The sequence below is a fragment of the Peterkaempfera podocarpi genome, assembly GCF_042466665.1.
GTDB lineage: Bacteria > Actinomycetota > Actinomycetes > Streptomycetales > Streptomycetaceae > Peterkaempfera > Peterkaempfera podocarpi.
The window spans coordinates 7,719,678-7,735,199 of record NZ_CP162102.1 but is presented as its reverse complement, the minus strand read 5'-3'; the positions used below and the strand labels follow the sequence as shown (position 1 = coordinate 7,735,199).

The 15,522-nt window shown below is 71.2% G+C and carries 9 protein-coding genes and 1 pseudogene; 7 read left to right on the top strand and 3 right to left on the bottom strand.

Annotation, left to right across the window (positions count from 1 at the left end):
* Positions 1-940: 940 nt before the first annotated feature.
* Entirely contained in the window at positions 941-1,351 is a 411-nt protein-coding gene (locus AB0761_RS33820; protein WP_377273063.1) for a hypothetical protein, read from the bottom strand.
* Between the two features lie 785 nt (positions 1,352-2,136).
* Between AB0761_RS33820 and AB0761_RS33815 the strand changes: the two genes are divergently transcribed.
* Complete coding sequence (locus AB0761_RS33815; protein ID WP_377273062.1) at positions 2,137-2,454, top strand: hypothetical protein; 318 nt, start codon at positions 2,137-2,139, stop codon at positions 2,452-2,454.
* 393 nt (positions 2,455-2,847) lie between these two features.
* Entirely contained in the window at positions 2,848-3,897 is a 1,050-nt protein-coding gene (locus tag AB0761_RS33810) for a GlxA family transcriptional regulator (RefSeq protein WP_377273061.1), read from the top strand.
* Positions 3,898-4,348: 451 nt separating this feature from the next.
* Here the strand turns inward: AB0761_RS33810 and AB0761_RS33805 are convergent, their stop codons facing one another.
* Positions 4,349-7,372 carry a multifunctional oxoglutarate decarboxylase/oxoglutarate dehydrogenase thiamine pyrophosphate-binding subunit/dihydrolipoyllysine-residue succinyltransferase subunit gene (locus AB0761_RS33805; protein ID WP_377273060.1) on the bottom strand — a complete coding sequence of 1,008 codons (3,024 nt, stop codon included), beginning with the start codon at positions 7,370-7,372 and terminating at the stop codon, positions 4,349-4,351.
* A 184-nt stretch (positions 7,373-7,556) separates the two neighbouring features.
* Here AB0761_RS33805 and AB0761_RS33800 point away from each other — a divergent pair, with 184 nt between their 5' ends.
* The gene (locus AB0761_RS33800; RefSeq protein ID WP_377273059.1) at positions 7,557-8,000 is read left to right on the top strand and encodes a DUF6884 domain-containing protein; all 444 of its coding nucleotides are present in this window, start codon (positions 7,557-7,559) and stop codon (positions 7,998-8,000) included.
* 314 nt (positions 8,001-8,314) lie between these two features.
* Positions 8,315-9,535 carry a TDT family transporter gene (locus AB0761_RS33795; RefSeq protein WP_377273058.1) on the top strand — a complete coding sequence of 407 codons (1,221 nt, stop codon included), beginning with the start codon at positions 8,315-8,317 and terminating at the stop codon, positions 9,533-9,535.
* Between the two features lie 213 nt (positions 9,536-9,748).
* Here the strand turns inward: AB0761_RS33795 and AB0761_RS33790 are convergent, their stop codons facing one another.
* The gene (locus tag AB0761_RS33790; protein WP_377273057.1) at positions 9,749-10,357 is read right to left on the bottom strand and encodes a nitroreductase family protein; all 609 of its coding nucleotides are present in this window, start codon (positions 10,355-10,357) and stop codon (positions 9,749-9,751) included.
* A gap of 483 nt (positions 10,358-10,840) precedes the next feature.
* On the opposite strand from AB0761_RS33790, the gene AB0761_RS33785 reads away from it, so the two are divergent.
* From AB0761_RS33785 to AB0761_RS33775, 3 genes and pseudogenes are all read left to right on the top strand, one after another.
* A complete protein-coding gene (locus tag AB0761_RS33785) occupies positions 10,841-12,985 on the top strand; it encodes a SpoIIE family protein phosphatase (RefSeq protein WP_377273056.1) in 2,145 nt (714 codons plus the stop codon).
* A gap of 222 nt (positions 12,986-13,207) precedes the next feature.
* Positions 13,208-13,516 (top strand): annotated as a pseudogene (locus AB0761_RS33780) (PAS domain-containing protein); the annotation flags it as partial.
* 344 nt (positions 13,517-13,860) lie between these two features.
* The gene (locus tag AB0761_RS33775) at positions 13,861-15,255 is read left to right on the top strand and encodes a SpoIIE family protein phosphatase (protein ID WP_377273055.1); all 1,395 of its coding nucleotides are present in this window, start codon (positions 13,861-13,863) and stop codon (positions 15,253-15,255) included.
* The last annotated feature ends 267 nt before the right edge of the window (positions 15,256-15,522 follow it).

The following is a 15,522-nucleotide window of genomic DNA, read 5'->3' as shown; positions in this document are numbered from 1 at the left end:
TGAAGCGTCGGCGCGAAGTGCCGGGACGAGTCCCGGCAACCTGGGCACGCCGCACACAGCAGGTTGCGCACGGCGGGAACGGACGTCACTGTCCGACGCGGGTCACTGCGCTACACAGGTCGCCGTTGCAGTGGCACAGGTCAACATGCAGGCGTGCGACGAGCGGGGGCTCCCCCGTCGGCCACGCCCGGAAGACTCTGTATGCACTGCACATGAGCAGGAAGATAATCCAGCAATCATGAAAGGACAAGCCCAGGCCAAGAGCGAAAGCAGACAATCGCCTGCAACAGTGGACTCTGACCGCTTAAAGCTGAATATCCAGCGGCTGGGGTGATTTGACCCCGAATCGTCTGGGCTCCGGATCCACTGCACCCAGCAGGAGGCTCCCGCTGGGAGCGTCCGTATCGACGACGTCATCGACCCCACCGCGGACCTGGCCCGGCATTGTCGACCCAGCCGGTCCCACCCCGGGGTCCGGAACGCCGTCGACTCGGCGGCCGCTATGACATGACGTCAATTTGACGTCGTGGCAAGGCTTCTGGCATCTCACGCCGAAGATCGGATGAGGAGGCGCAAGCGGATCCGGGGGCCCTGACCGACGGACCGTGGACGCTGATCGAGCCGGAACGGCGGACGGACCGCACCGGGGCAGCGGGTCCTGTCCGGGGTGAAAGGCCGAGCGCCGCACCGGGTTCTGAGGAAGGGTAGGCGCCCGGGCCGCCTCAGCAGCAGCCCGAGCGCCTCGCGGCACTCTCCCGGAGGCCCGCCCGGGCGACGCCGTTCGGCTGCCGCGCTGCTGCGGAGCAGCGGCCGGCGTCCGGGCAGATGCAGTCAGGAGCAGATCGGAGCGCCTGCAGCTGCGCACGCGACCGGCCCGGTGGTCAGCACCGGGCCGATCGCTGAGGCGACCCCGGCGGCCCTTTCATGCACTCACCGACGGTCACCCGCCGGTGCAGACATGCACTCCGCTCGAATAGCCGCCGGCTCCCTGGGCGGGGGTGTTGATGAAGTGGTCATAGACGAACCCGACCTTCCCCGCCAGGTAGATCTCGTCCCATGTGGTGCTGTACTGCCAGCTGAAATAGCCGCCGTCCCCGACATCGGTGCTTCCGTGGACGGTCTGGCAGATCAGTGACACCGTATTGGTCCCGGGCGTCAGGGTGGCGATGGTCGCCGCGCTCACTGATGGCGAAGCCTGCACGGCCAGGGTGCCGTCGGTCTCTCCCCACAGGATGCTGTAGCTGGTGGTCGGGGGCGGCGCCACACTGGCGTCGGCCTGACCTGCCTGCAGCGCCAGGAGGGCGGTCGCTGCCGCGACAACGCCGACTCGCGCGAGAGTACTGGTCCGCATCGGACATATCTCCCTTCAGGAGAGGCGCGGTTGTCCACGCGCCGTTGCCCACCGCAGGGGCAACCGGCGAGTGCGCCGGCCTCGTGGGAACCGGAGTGACGGAACGTCGGCGGACGGGCACGGCGTGCATGCCGTCAGCCCTGGTGCCACTCCGTTCTAGCCCGCCCAGGGTCTGGAAATCCGCGGCGCGAACAATCACGATGTACTGCGAACATCACGATCAGCGACCAGGTACAGGAGAGCGGCTTGGGACGATCCGAGATGCCGGTCGACCCGGACGCGGGCCCATTGCAGCGCTTCGCCCACGACCTTCAAATTCTGCGTCGCAGCGCCGGGGAACCGCCTTATCGCGCCATGGCCAGACAAACGTCCGTCTCCTACACGGCATTGTCCGAGGCGGCAAAAGGGCGCCGCCTCCCCACTCTCGCCACCACCCTGGGCTTTGTACGCGCCTGCGGGGCGGACAAGGCAGCCGAGGATGCCTGGCGGCTGCGGTGGGAGGACCTGCGCTTACAACTGCTCACGCACGCAAGCGGTCAGACGCCGGAGGCCGACGAGGAAACCGCCCCACCCATGCCGCCTCCTGAGCGCGAGGGCGTCGCAGAATTACCCCACAACGGGAACGCACCCTCGGCCCGCCCGGGAGGACGCCGCCGGTTCCTCTTCAACATCTCCGTCCTGATCCTCGCCGTCGCCGCATCTGTCATCGCCACGCTGGCCTTCGTGAGCAGGCCGTCACCGGCCGGCCGGACCTTCCAGGACGGCCGCGATCCCTACGCGGCCGGATGCGGCCACGATCAGCACCCCCTGGAGCGGCAGCCCATCTACCGCGCCGACGGCCGCGCATACGGGACGCTGGTGCTGTCTACTCGGACTCCTGCTCCGCCGCCTGGGGCTATGTTCTCGGCCCCAACTCGCCGCAGTGGCGGGTCTTTGTCCGCGCCCAGCGCGTCGATGACAACCGCAAGGCCGACTCCAGCTTCAAGGGCGAGGCCCGCTCCAACTCATGGGGAGACGCACTCAGCACCACCGTTGGATGCGTCCGGGCAGAGGCCTGGATCGACAGCGGCCCCAAAGCCGTCACCAGCTGCTGGCGCCCCTGAGCGCCCGGACTCCGCCCGGGATCTCCGTGAGGTGAGTGCAGGGCCGCAGCAGGCGATGGTGACGATCTGTCAGCTGGAGGGGCTTATGGCCGTCGCACCCCCTTCCGCACAACGTGACCCGACAGCCGCGCACCCTGCCGCCTGCACTGATCGGCAGCAACGCGGTGAAGGACGCGGCCCCGCCCTGTGCACGCGGGACGTCGCTGCTGCGGCGCCGACGGGTCCGGTACACCCCGACACAGCCGAACGATTCCGGTCCGCCGGCCACTCCCGTCCGGCGCCTCGGCAACGGGCGACCAGATGTCGGGCATGGTACGATTCCAGTGGGTTTGTTTTTCGAACTCACTGTGGTCGGCATCGACGGCACGCGCATGGCAGTTCCGGAGGCATTCGATGAACCACAAGCACGCCGGAGCCGGCCCGCACCTTGTGACAATCTTCGTCTTCCCCGGGGTCCGGCTGCTGGATGTGACCGGCCCCATCGAGGTGTTCACCGCAGCGAACGACTTCGGCGGCAACTACCGGCTGACCTTGGTGTCCGCCGACGGCAACGAGGTGACGACGTCCTCGGGCACCCGGCTGAGCGTCGACATGCCGGTCGCGGACGCACAGGGGACCAGCGACGTCCTGGTGATCCCGGGGGGTCCCGACTGGGACCGGGCAATCAAGGACGACGCGCTGCTGGACATCGTCCGAAAACTGGACGCAGACTCCCGCTGCACCGCCTCCGTCTGCACCGGCGCCTTTCTGCTGGCCGCAGCAGGTCTTCTGGACGGCCGGCGCGCCGCCACCCACTGGCGCTACTCACAGCAACTCGCCCTCCGTTTCCCGGCCGTCCAGGTCGAGGCGGACGCGATCTTCGTCCAGGACGGCAAGGTGATGACCTCGGCCGGAGTCAGCGCCGGCATCGACCTCTCGCTGGCCATCGTGGAGGGGCACTACGGGGCCGAAGTCGCCCGCGCGGTGGCCAGGGACCTGGTGGTCTTCATGCAACGGCCCGGCGGCCAGTCCCAGTTCAGCGTTCGCACCCGTGCTCCGCACACCCGGCAGGAGATGCTCCGCCGGGTGCTGGACGCCGTCGCGGAAGACCCCGGCGGCAACCACACACTCTCCGCCATGGCCCGCAGGGCCGGCATCAGCTCCCGCCATGTGACCCGGCTCTTCTGCGAAGAGGTGGGCACGACACCGGCCCGGTATGTGGAGCAGATCCGGCTGGAGGCGGCGCAGGCGATGCTGGAGACCGGCGACGATCCGCTGGCTGTGATCGCCCGCCGTACCGGGTTCGGCTCCCCCGAGTCACTGCGCAGGGCGTTCGTCCGGCATCTCGGGGTCACCCCGGGTGCGTTCCGTGCACGCTTCCGGACCACCGGGGTGGCGGACGCCGACGTACCCTCGAACTCGGAGAGCCCTCGGCCGTCGCAGCCGACCCGGCCGGGTCCCTGAACGGCTCTCGGGGCAGGTGAACTCGGACCGCCCCGGCGACACGGAACGGCACCGGCTGCAGCGAATTCCCCCCAGGCCACGGACCCTGCACACCGCGTCGCACGTCCCCCACTCCGGACATTCGCGCCGACCGACCCACCCCGGCAGCAACCCGCACCGGGAACCCACGAACCGGTTCAGCGCCGCTTCCGGCTCGGCCACGCCCACTTCCGGTCCCCGCCCCCCACTTCCGGTCCGCGACGACCACCGGTCCCCGCCGCCGTGCGCTCAGGCAGGCCGCAGATCTCCCGGCCGACCGGTGAGCTCCACAGGGCTCCGGCCTGCTCACGTCCTCAGGCCCCTGATGTCCTGATGCCGCAGTGGGCGACAACGTCACCCCGCGATCCGCACACCGGCACCGGCCCGGACCCGCCCTCGGGGCTCAGGGTCCAGGCCGGTGCCACCGCCGGCATCAGGCGAAGGCCCGCCGGGCGACGTCCTGCTGTTCAGCGGCGTGACGGCGGGCGGAGCCCACCGCCGGAGCGGAGGCGGCCGGCCGGCTCACGCACTCCACCGGGGCGGGGACCAGACGGTCGACACGAGGACCGACAAAGGTCCACGCGCCCTGGTTGGCCGGCTCCTCCTGAACCCATCGCACCTCAACGCCGGACGGATACCTGGACAGTTCCGCCCGCAGTTCGTCCGCGGGAAACGGGTAGAGGCGTTCCAGCCGCACGATGGCGGTCCGGTCCGCTCCCGACTCGCGCCGCTGCGCGTCCAGGTCGTAGAAGAACTTGCCCGAGCACAGCAGCACCCGCTCGACCCGGGCGGGGTCCGACGTGGCGTCCGCGACCACCGGGCGGAAGGCACCTTCGGAGAACTCCTCCAGCCCGGACGTCGCGGTCTTCAACCGCAGCATGGACTTGGGCGTGAAGACCACCAGTGGCCTGCGCCGCGTGTCCAGGCCTTGCGCCCTGAGCAGGTGAAAGTAGTTGCTCGGCAGCGAGGGGTTGGCGACGGTGACGTTGTCGTCCGCACACAGCTGGAGGAAGCGCTCCATGCGTGCGGAGGAGTGGTCCGGCCCCTGCCCTTCCAAACCGTGCGGCAGCAGCAGCGCGACGCCCGACCGCTGCCCCCATTTCTGCTCGGACGAGGAGATGTACTCGTCGATGACCGTCTGGGCTCCGTTGGCGAAGTCCCCGAACTGCGCTTCCCACAGCACCAGGGCGTCCGGCCTGGCCAGCGAGTAGCCGTATTCGAAGGCGAGCACGGCGAGTTCGGAGAGGAGCGAGTCGTACGCCGCGAAGCGTGCCGCCCCCGGACCGAGCGAGTTCAACGGAGTGTGCTCGCGGCCCGTGTTCCGGTCGGTGAGGACGGCATGGCGCTGACCGAACGTCCCTCGGCGGGAGTCCTGGCCCGCCAGCCGCACCGGCACCCCGTCCAGCAGCAGCGAACCGATCGCCAGTGCTTCCGCGGTGGCCCAGTCGACGTTTCCCGCGTCCAGCATGGCCGCCCGCCGTCGCAGTTGCGGGAGTACACGCGAATGCGCAGTGAAATCCGCCGGCAGGTCGGTCTGTGTGTCCAGGATGCGCCGCAGCGTCGACTCGCCGACCGCTGTGACGGCCCGGTGGACCGGGAGATCCACGGCAACCGCCGCCGGAAGCGACTCGCGGTCGGGCGCGGAGGTCCCGGCGGTCTCGGCGAAGGCCCGGTCGAGTTGGTCCCGGTAGCCCTGCCGGGCACGTTCGACTTCCTGCTCGTCGATGTCGCCGGCACTGCGCAGCGACTCCGCGTACACCTTCCGCACGGACGGCCGCATGGCGATGCGGTCGTACATGGCCGGCTGCGTGATGGAGGGGTCGTCGACCTCGCTGTGCCCGTGGCGCCGGTAGCAGACCAGGTCGATGACGACGTCCTTGTGGAAGGCCAGCCGGTAGTCGAAGGCCAGCCGCGCCACCCGGACGACCGCTTCGGGGTCGTCCCCGTTGACGTGGAAGACGGGGGCCTCGACGGTTCGCGCGACATCGGTCGCATAGAGACTCGACCGGCCCACGGCGGGTCCGGTGGTGAACCCCAGCTGGTTGTTGATGGCCACATGGACCGTGCCGCCGGTGCGATAGCCGGGCAGCTGGGACATGTTCAGCGTTTCGGCGACCACTCCCTGCCCCGCGAGGGCGGCATCACCGTGGACCACGACCGGAAGGACGGAGAACGGCTCACGGGTTCCCTCCGCGACGTCCTGGCGCCCCCGTACGACCCCCTGCGCCACCGGTCCGACGATCTCCAGATGCGAGGGGTTCGCCACCACGGAGACCGCGATCGTGCGACCGTCAGCGGTCCGATAGGTGCCCGCAGCCCCGAGGTGGTACTTCACGTCGCCGGAGCCCTGGGCGGACCGGATGTCGACCGCGTCCTCGAACTCGTCGAAGATCTGGGCGTACGGCTTGCCCACGATGTTGGCGAGGACATTGAGCCTGCCGCGGTGCGCCATCCCGATGACCGCCTCGCGGGTGCCCAGTCGCGCGGCCTGCGCAAGCAGCGCGTCCAGCAGGACGATCGCCGACTCCCCGCCTTCCAGCGAGTAACGCTTCTGCCCCACGTACTTGGTGTGCAGGAACGTCTCGAACGCCTCGGCGGCGCCCAGCCGGTACAGAATCCAGAGCTGCTCGTCGCGTCCGGGCCGGGACTGCGGACCCTCCACCCGCTGCTGGATCCAGAGCCGCTCCTGCTGGTTCTGGATGTGCATGTACTCAAAGCCGGTGGTGCCGCAGTACGAGCCGCGAAGCGTGCCCATCACATCGCCCAGCGTCATGACCTGGCGCCCGGCAAAGCCGTCGACCGGGAACTCCCGCGAGATGTCCACGGTGTCCAGGCCGTGGCCCGACAGCTCCAGCTCCGGATGGCCTGCGGACGGCTCCATCGAGAGCGGATTGGTGACCGCCGCCAGGTGCCCGCGGACCCGGTACGAGTGGATCACGGCCGCCACGCGGACCGCCTTGGCCACAAAGTCGGCGCCCCGCTCGTCCGCTGCCGCTCCGGCGCGCCCGGACACGGCCTCGCGGCTCGGTGCGGATCCCCGGAAGTATTCCCGCCAGACGACATCGACAGAATCGGGATCGCGGAGATACTGCTGCCGGATTTCGTCGACGAGCCACTCGTTGATACCGAATTCCAGCCGGTCCGAGACCGAGGGAGCATGTCCTGATGGTGAAATCACGACGGGAACGCCTTCTTTCCTCTTACGGAGACCATCTCGGCAGCGTGGCCGACCGGTGCAGCCGCCGCCTGGGCCAGGGCGGTCCGCGGTAATGAGGACCGCCGGCCTCGTCAGCACCTCCCAGGCTACGTGGGCCCCTCGCACCGGCGCGCGTGCAAGCGTGCCAGGACTGCGGCAGATCAGGACATCGCCGCCCGGCGTCCACCGCGACGTGCACAGGATCGGAGAATGCCGGGCGCAGGAAACCGAGAGGGAATCGGCCGCTTCATTCCGCGGCATTCTGCGGCATGTCCGGATGCGAGGGTGTCACGTCTTCCCGCAGAGCCGTGGCTGTCGCTCCCGAACGCGTTCCGCATGGTGGCTGCCGCCCGCAGCCGACGAACCCGGGACCGGAGGGCAGGCGTGATTCGAAGCTGCCGTGGTGCCGGTTCCGTGCCACCGATCCGGACCTGGAAGGACCTGCATGACCCCGAACGACTACGCCGACTGCGTCGCCCCTGAGCTGATCGTGATCCCCTGCGGCTCACGCAAGCTGGACCACCCCGCCCGGGCGGCGGAGATGTACATCGGTTCGTACCACCGCGCGTGCCGAAGGGCCGCCGAGGCGCTGCAACCGGACCGGCTGGTGATCCTCTCCGCCCGCTACGGCCTGCTCGACCTCGACGACGAGATCGAGCCCTATGACACTCCGCACGGTGCCGCCGGCGCGGTGACAGCCCGGCTCCTCCAGGACCAGGCCGTGGAGCGCCGCATCGCCGCCCTCGACCCCGTCGTGGTCCTCGGCGGTGCCCGCCATGTCGCGCTCGCCAAGGCGGTGTGGCCGGATGCGCGGACCCCGCTGAGCGGAACGCGGGGCATGGGCGAGCAGTTCGCGCGACTCGCGGCGATGTCGCGATCAGCGGGCTGAGCGGCGAGCGGGCCCCGGGTGCCGACTGCTCCGCGCGGTGGCACTCCGGGGCGCACTCCGGTCCGGGGCGCACTCCTGAAGGAGGGCGCAGCGCCGACCCGGGCCTCGGAGCCGACGGCAGTCGGGCGGAGTGCCGTCGAATCCCGGGTTCGGGCGGCGCCGGCCGTCAGGTCCTGATGTGAGGGCGTCATGGCACTTGTCAGGGTGCGACGGGAACCAAGCGCCGCCATAGGGTCGGAACACCGACACATCGACGGATCAGGCCACGCCCCGCCGGCTGTCGGCATGCGCCGGCCCGTCGGCCGGGAGCGACGGTGATTCCCAAGACCACGAAAGAGGCGTTCTCCGCCGTGACACCCCAACCCGGCAGCACCTGCACCGTCCCGACCGGGGACGGTGTGGACCCGAGGCCCGCCGCCCCTGCCCGTCCCCAGCCGCCCGCGGCGAACAGAACAGCGCCCGCGGCGAACAGAACAGGGCGTGCGGTACTCGGCCCCAGCTGGTTCGCGGCCGTCATGGGCACCGGCATCGTCGGCAACGCTGCGGCCACCCTGCCGCGGAACTTCACCGGCCTGCGGACGGCGGCCACGGTGGTCTGGGCGGCGGCCGCCCTGCTGCTGGTCGTGCTGGCGGCCGGCTACATCCGGCAGCGGGCGCTGCGGCAGCACGCCGCTGATCCGATGCACTCCCAGTTCTTCGGCGCACCTGCCGTGGCGCTACTGACGGTGGGCGCCGGGGCGCTGCTGCTCGGTCGGCGGGTGATCGGGGCGCGGGCGGCACTGGACGTGGACTGGACGCTCTGGCTGCTCGGTACGGCGCTCGGTCTTGCCACGGCCTGCACGGTGCCGTACCTGATGGTCACCCGGCACCGCTTCGCACCGGACGCGGCGTTCGGCGGCTGGCTGATGCCGGTGGTCCCTCCGATGGTGTCGTCCGCGACGGGCGCACTGCTCGTCCCGCACGCACCGGCCGGGCAGCCCCGGCTGGCCCTGCTCCTGGGCTGCTATGCGATGTTCGGGCTCAGCCTGGCGGTGGTACTGCTGGTGCTGGCGATGATCTACAGCCGTCTGGTGCACCATGACGCGCCCACCGGTGCCGTGGTGCCCACGGTGTGGATCGGCCTGGGCGCCCTGGGCCAGGCGGTGACGGCGCTGGGCACGCTCGCCACGGCTGCGCCGAGCGTGCTGCCGGCGCCCTACGCGCGGGGCGCTGCCGTCGTCGCGCTGCTGGGCGGAGTGGGGTTGTGGGGCTTCGCCATGCTGTGGCTGGCGCTCGCAGCGGCGTTGACCGTACGGGAGTTCCGGGCCGGGCTGCCCTTCGCGCCCACCTGGTGGTCCTTCATCTTCCCCCTCGGCGCGTGCGTCACCGGAACCGGCGCCCTCGCGGCCCGGGTCGGCTCGCAGGTGTTCGTCTGGACTGCCGTCGTCCTCTACGCGCTGCTGGTCGCCGCCTGGGTCGCGGTGGCCTGGCGCTCGCTGCACCACGCGGCCGGACACACAGCCGGGACGGGAAGCCGGGGAACAGCCCGTCGTTAGGCGCCGTACCTGCGGACATGAGGGATTCGCGGCCGGCGAACCGCGCGGATCACCGTCGGCTGCCGCGCGCTCCGCGGCGGATCCGCGGATGTGGGCGCCCCGGTGGGCGGGCGTGCCGGACAGCGGTCGCCCGCCCACCGTCCGGACGGAGTCCGGGCCGACCGCAGCGGCGGCCGCTGGGTGGGCGGGCGGCTTGTGCTCGGTTGAGGTGGCTCAGCCGTCGTGCCGTACCGGAAGCGGAGTGCCCCAGCCTTCCGCGTAGAAGGTCTCCGTGAGCGGGCGCCGCTCGCGCGCGGCGGTCTCGCGGGCAAGCAGCTCCGGCGGGAGGAGCTCGGCCGCGGCCAGGGCCCCGATCGCGGTGACGGAGAGCGGCCGGTGGCCGTCCGGCACACCCAGCACGCTGCGCAGCTGCTCGGCCTCGAAGCCCCCCATCTGGTGGGCGTGCAGCCCCAGGGCATGGGCCTGCAGAGCCAGCTGCGCCACCGCGAGGCCGGTGTCGTACGCGGCGTGGTGGTGCGGGGTGCCGTCGGCGTACCGCTCCGCCGCCACTGCCACGACCAGCAGCGAACTGGTCCCTGCCCACAGCTGGTTGCCGGGCTTGAGGCTGTCGAAGATCTGCTTGTACGTGACGTCGCCGCGCCGCCCCACCAGGAAGTGCCACGGCTGCAGGTTGCCCGCGGAGGGCGCCCACCGGGCCGCCTCCAGCAGGGCGATCAACTGCTCGTCGGTGATCGTGTGCGAGGCGTCGAACGAGCGCGGGCTCCAGCGCTCGGCGAGCAGCGGGTGGACGGCCACGGCCGTGTCCGCGGTGCGGGGAGACATACGTGGTGCCTTTCTCCTTGGGGGTGCAGCGATGGTCATGCTGTCAGTTCGCCGACGACCGGAGCGACTCGCCCGCCGATCCTCGACCAGGTGCCCCCGCGCACCCGACCACTCCCCGGCCCAGCTGCGGATCGCCAAGGGTTCGCTCTTCGACACGCTGCGGGATGGCCGCCCACGCACCACCGGAAGGTGAGCAGCAGCGCACCCGCAGTCCCCCGCGGCCGGGCCGCGCCGCCTCTCCGCCCCCGTGCCTCCAGGGTCCGGCCCAGTGGCGCGGGGCCCGGTGGCGCCGGGCCCCGCACACGGCGATGGACGGAAACCCCGGTGGTGGCGACTCCGGCGGGGCCTCGGTTGCCAGGAGCCGCGTGGGGCACAAGAGGGGGTACGTGGTCCCTGCCTCCGGGAGACCTCGGAAGTCCCGGTCGCGCAGAGTGAGGAGATACGCAAGACTGGCCGGGCCGGTAGGCGGAAGGAGCGCCTGCGATGAACGGCGGCGACCGGCCCGAGTGGCCTTCGACAGACGCATGCCAGCCGGACGGTGTGGCATCGAGCCCGAGCGGGCTGATGGACCTCCTCGGCGTCGCGGCGGTGCTGCTGGAGGCCGACGGGCGAATCGACATGTGGAGCCCGGACGCGGAGAAACTGTTCGGCTACACCGCCGACGAGGCGGTCGGGCAGTACGCGGCGCGGCTCCTCCTGCCCCCCGAGCACCGGGACCTGGTCATCGGGCTGTTCGCCGGAGTGCTGGAGACCGGCCGCAGCTGGGCCGGGGCGTTCCCGGTCCGCCGCAAGGACGGGAGCACCCGCCTTGTGGAGTTCCGCAATGTGCGCCTCCTGGACAGCGTCGGCGACTTCTACCTCCTCGGGCTCGCCACGGACCAGACGACGCTGCGGGAGGCCGAGCAGGAGCTGGCGCTGTCGACCCGGCTGATCTCCCAGTCCCCGATCGGGCTGGCCGTCCTCGACAGCGATCTGCAGTATGTGGCCGTCAATCCGGCCCTGGAACGGATGCACCGCATTCCCGTTGAGCACCATCTCGGCCGGCGCCCCCGCGATGTCCTGCCCCTGGTGGGGTTCGGTGACCTGGAGACGCAGATGCGGCAGGTCCTGGAGTCGGGGGTGCCGCTGATCGACCACTACACGGTCGGCCGTACGTCCGCCGATCCGGGCGAGGATCATGCCTGGTCGATGTCGTTCTACCGGCTGGAGGACCATCGCGGGCGTGTGCTGGGCGTCGCCAATGTGGTGCTGGATGTCACCGACCGGCACCGCGCGACTGCGGACGCCGACCGCGCTCGGCGGCGTCTGGCTCTCATCGCTGACGGATCCGCCCGCATCGGCACCACCCTGGAGGTCGAGAGGACGGCCCAGGAACTGGCCGATGTCGTCGTGCCCGAGCTGGCCGACATGGCTGCCGTGGACGGGCTGGACTCCCTGCTGCGGAAGGGCCGTGCGGAGACCGGCGACGCCCCGGCGCTGTTCCGGTCCCTCGCCGTCAAGACCGCCTACCCCACCGATGCCGTACGGGCCATCGTTCCGCCCGGCCAGATCACCGCCTACCACCCCGACCATCCGGCGACCCACTGCATCCGCACCCGCCGTCCGCAGCTGATCGCGCATCTGGACGCCGAAGGACTCGCCCGTATCACCGCGAACCCCGAGGACGCCGCCCTCTTCGCGCAGGCCGGCGTCCACACCGACATGGCGGTCCCCCTGATCGCCCGCGGGAGGACGATCGGGGTGCTCGGTCTCGCCCGCGCCCGCAACCCGGCGCCCTTCGACGAGGACGACGTGGCGCTCGCCGGTGAGCTGGCGTCGCGCGCCGCGGTGTGCATCGACAACGCCCGCCTGCACCAGAGCATCCGCGGCGCCGCCGAGGCGCTGCAGCGGAGCCTGCTCCCGCAACTCCAGCCCTGGCACCCCGGTCTGGCGGTGGCTGCCCGGTACCGGCCCGCGCAGGCCTTCACCGAGGTCGGCGGCGACTGGTACGACGTCATCCCGCTCGACGACGACAAGACCGCCCTGGTGGTCGGCGACGTGATGGGCAGCGGCATCGCCGCCGCCGCCGCCATGGGCCGGCTGCGCACCGCGACCTCCACCCTGGCCGATCTCGACCTCAGCCCGTCCCGGCTGCTCTGCCATCTGGACAAGATCACTCAGGGTATGGAGCCCTACTACGCGACCTGCATCTACGCCGTCTACGACGCACGCCGCGCCCAGTGCCGCATCGCCTCCGCAGGTCACCTGCCTCCCGTCCTGGTGCACGCCGGCGGGGCACCCGAACTGCTCGACCTGCCCACCGGCGCACCCCTCGGGGTCGGCGGGGTCCCCTTCGAGACGGCGACCATCCACCTCGATCCGGGAGACCGGCTGGTCCTCTACACCGACGGGCTGGTCGAAACCCGCCACCAGGCCATCGACGAGCGCCTGGACGCCCTGCTGCACCTCCTGGAGACGCCCGACCACAGCCTGGAGGAGACCTGCGACCGGCTGCTCCGCCGACTGCGCGGCCCTGGCGTCCCCGATGACGTCGCCCTCCTCATCGCCCGGATCGAGCCGCACCATGAATCAGGCCCGGCCGAATCCGGGGCCGAGCCCCCGGCATCCGGCAGATGCCCGGGTGACTGAGTGCCGGTGCCGAGGACGGACCCGGCGGCGGTGTCCGGCCGAACGGGGGGCGGCGCAGGTCCCGCCCCCGATTCGCCGCACCCGTGGATTTGCTCTACATCTGGGAAGAGACAGCCGGTGGCGGTCCGCCCCGAGGAAGGTCTGCCGGCGGACCAGACCAAGAAGGTGGTTCCGGTGGTCCAAGGCAGGTCGACCCCACCTCTGGGAGGACCGGAGGCCGCGATGCTGGACGCCTTGTTCAGCCAGTCCCCCGTGGGGTTGCACCTGCTGGACACCGAGCTGCGGATCGTACGGGTCAACCTCGCGACGCCGTCCTCGCAGGGCGTCCGGGTGGAGGACCTTGTCGGGCACCGCTTCAGCGACGTCTACGACATGGTCGACGCCGAGGGGGCCGAGGAACTGGCGCGCGAGGTCCTGGACAGCGGCGTCCCGCTGCTCCAGCACATCGTACGGACCCGCCGGCTGTCCGAGCCGAAGTGGGAGAACCTCTACGAGGCATCCCTCTTCCGCCTCCAGAGCCCGTCCGGGGAGGTGCTCGGTCTCGCGATGATGGTGGTCGACGTCACCGACCAGGAGAAGGCACGCGCCCGGGTGGGCATCCTGGACGCCGTCCGCGAGCATGTGGGACGGACTCTGGATGTGCTGGCGACCTGCCAGGAACTCGTGGACACCCTCGTCCCGCGCTACGCCGACGTGGCGATCGTCGAGGTGGTGGACGCCGTGATACGCGGGACGACCCCCCGCTCTCCCCGCTTCCCCTGGATGTGCCGCTGCGACGTGCCGCGTTCCGCAGCAGCGGAGGCGCGGACCAGCCCCAGGCGCATCCGCTGGGGGACGTACGCAGCCTCCCTGCGCCGACCCCCTACACCCAGGCGTTGTCCGACCTGCGGCCCCGGACGAGTGCCCTGGGACCCGATCTGCCGTGGCTCGCGGCCGACCCGGCCCGCGCCGAGGCGATCCGCGCATCCGGCTCCCACACGCTCATCACGGCCCCACTGGCCGTGCGGGGCACGGTACTCGGACTGATCAGCCTCTACCGCACCCAGCAGCCGGATCCGTACGACGAGGACGATGTCAAGATCGTGCTCCAGCTGGCCGACCACACCGCGCTCTGCATCGACAACGCCCGCCGTTACACACGGGAGCACACCATCGCCGCCACGGTCCAGCGGCACCTCCTCCCCCGCCGTCCCGCCTCGCACACCGCCCTGGAGACCGCATACCTGCCTCTGTCGCCCGACAACGGAAGGGAGTGGTACGACACCATCGCGCTGTCAGGGGCCCGAACCGCACTGGTCGTCGGCGGCGTCACCGAGAGCGGTATCTACGCCACCGCCCTCATGGGGCAGCTGCGCACAGTCATCCGCTCACTGTCCGCACTCGACCTGGAACCCGAGGACCTCCTCGCGCGCCTCAACGACATCGCCGCGTTCCTGGAAGGCGAACGCGCCGCCATGCCGTCCACCGCTTCCGGGCCCCCCACCGCGCTCTACGCCGCCTGCGCGTACGCCGTCTACGACCCGCTCACCCGCATCTGCACCATCGTCGGAGCCGGTTCCCCCGCCCTCGTCCTCGCCCGCCCCGACGGGACCACCGAATCCCTCGAAGTGCCGTCCGGACCGCTTCTGGGCAGCGCCGACGGAGCACCCTCCGCCATAGCGAGCCACAGAATTCCGGAGGGCGGCCTGCTGATCCTCTCCGCCGCGCCCGTACCGGCCCTGCAACCGCCCAGCGACCCCCCGAACGGCTCCCCCAGCGTCCAGCGCATCCTGTCCCAGGCCCACCGCCCGCTGGAAGACCTGTGCGACGACATCCTGTACGCCCTCTCCAGCCGGGCCCCCGCGAGCGCCGCCGCACTGCTCGCCCGCACGCACTCCTTCCCTCCGCAGTGCGTCGCCGCCTGGCAACTCGAGGACACCCCCGCGTCCGTCGCCACCGCCAGACACCATGCCCGCAGACAGCTCGCCACCTGGGACGTCGAGGAGGAGACGGCACTCAGCACCGAGCTCATCGTCAGCGAGCTGGTCACCAACGCCGTCCGCCACGGCAGCCCACCCCTGGAACTGCGCCTCATCAACGACCGCACGCTCACCTGCGAAGTCCGCGACACCGGCCTTGCCTCGCCCCACCTGCGCCACGCCCATGTGGTCGACGAGGGCGGGCGCGGGCTGTTCATCATCGCCCAACTCGCCGAGGCCTGGGGCACCCGGTACACGGCCGAGGGCAAGACCATCTGGACCGAGCAGGCTCTCCCGCCACCACCCGGCTGACTCTCCGGGCGGGACCTGGTGATGTACCGTTCCGCCACGCCCGTCTGTCCTGCCGGCCCGGCCGGCCGGGCCGGGCGGATCGGCCGCTCCGCCCGCTCCGGCCGCAGGTGTGGCAGTGCGCGGGCCGGACCGCGCCCCTCGGCCGGGGGTTCCGGGCTCCTGTGCCGCGTGCGGGAGTTCATGCTGGGCGGGGCTCGCCGGCGAGGAGATCGGGGGGCGCAATCGACTTTGACTGTTCGTCAGGTAAAAGGCGGCGCACCGAGCGCG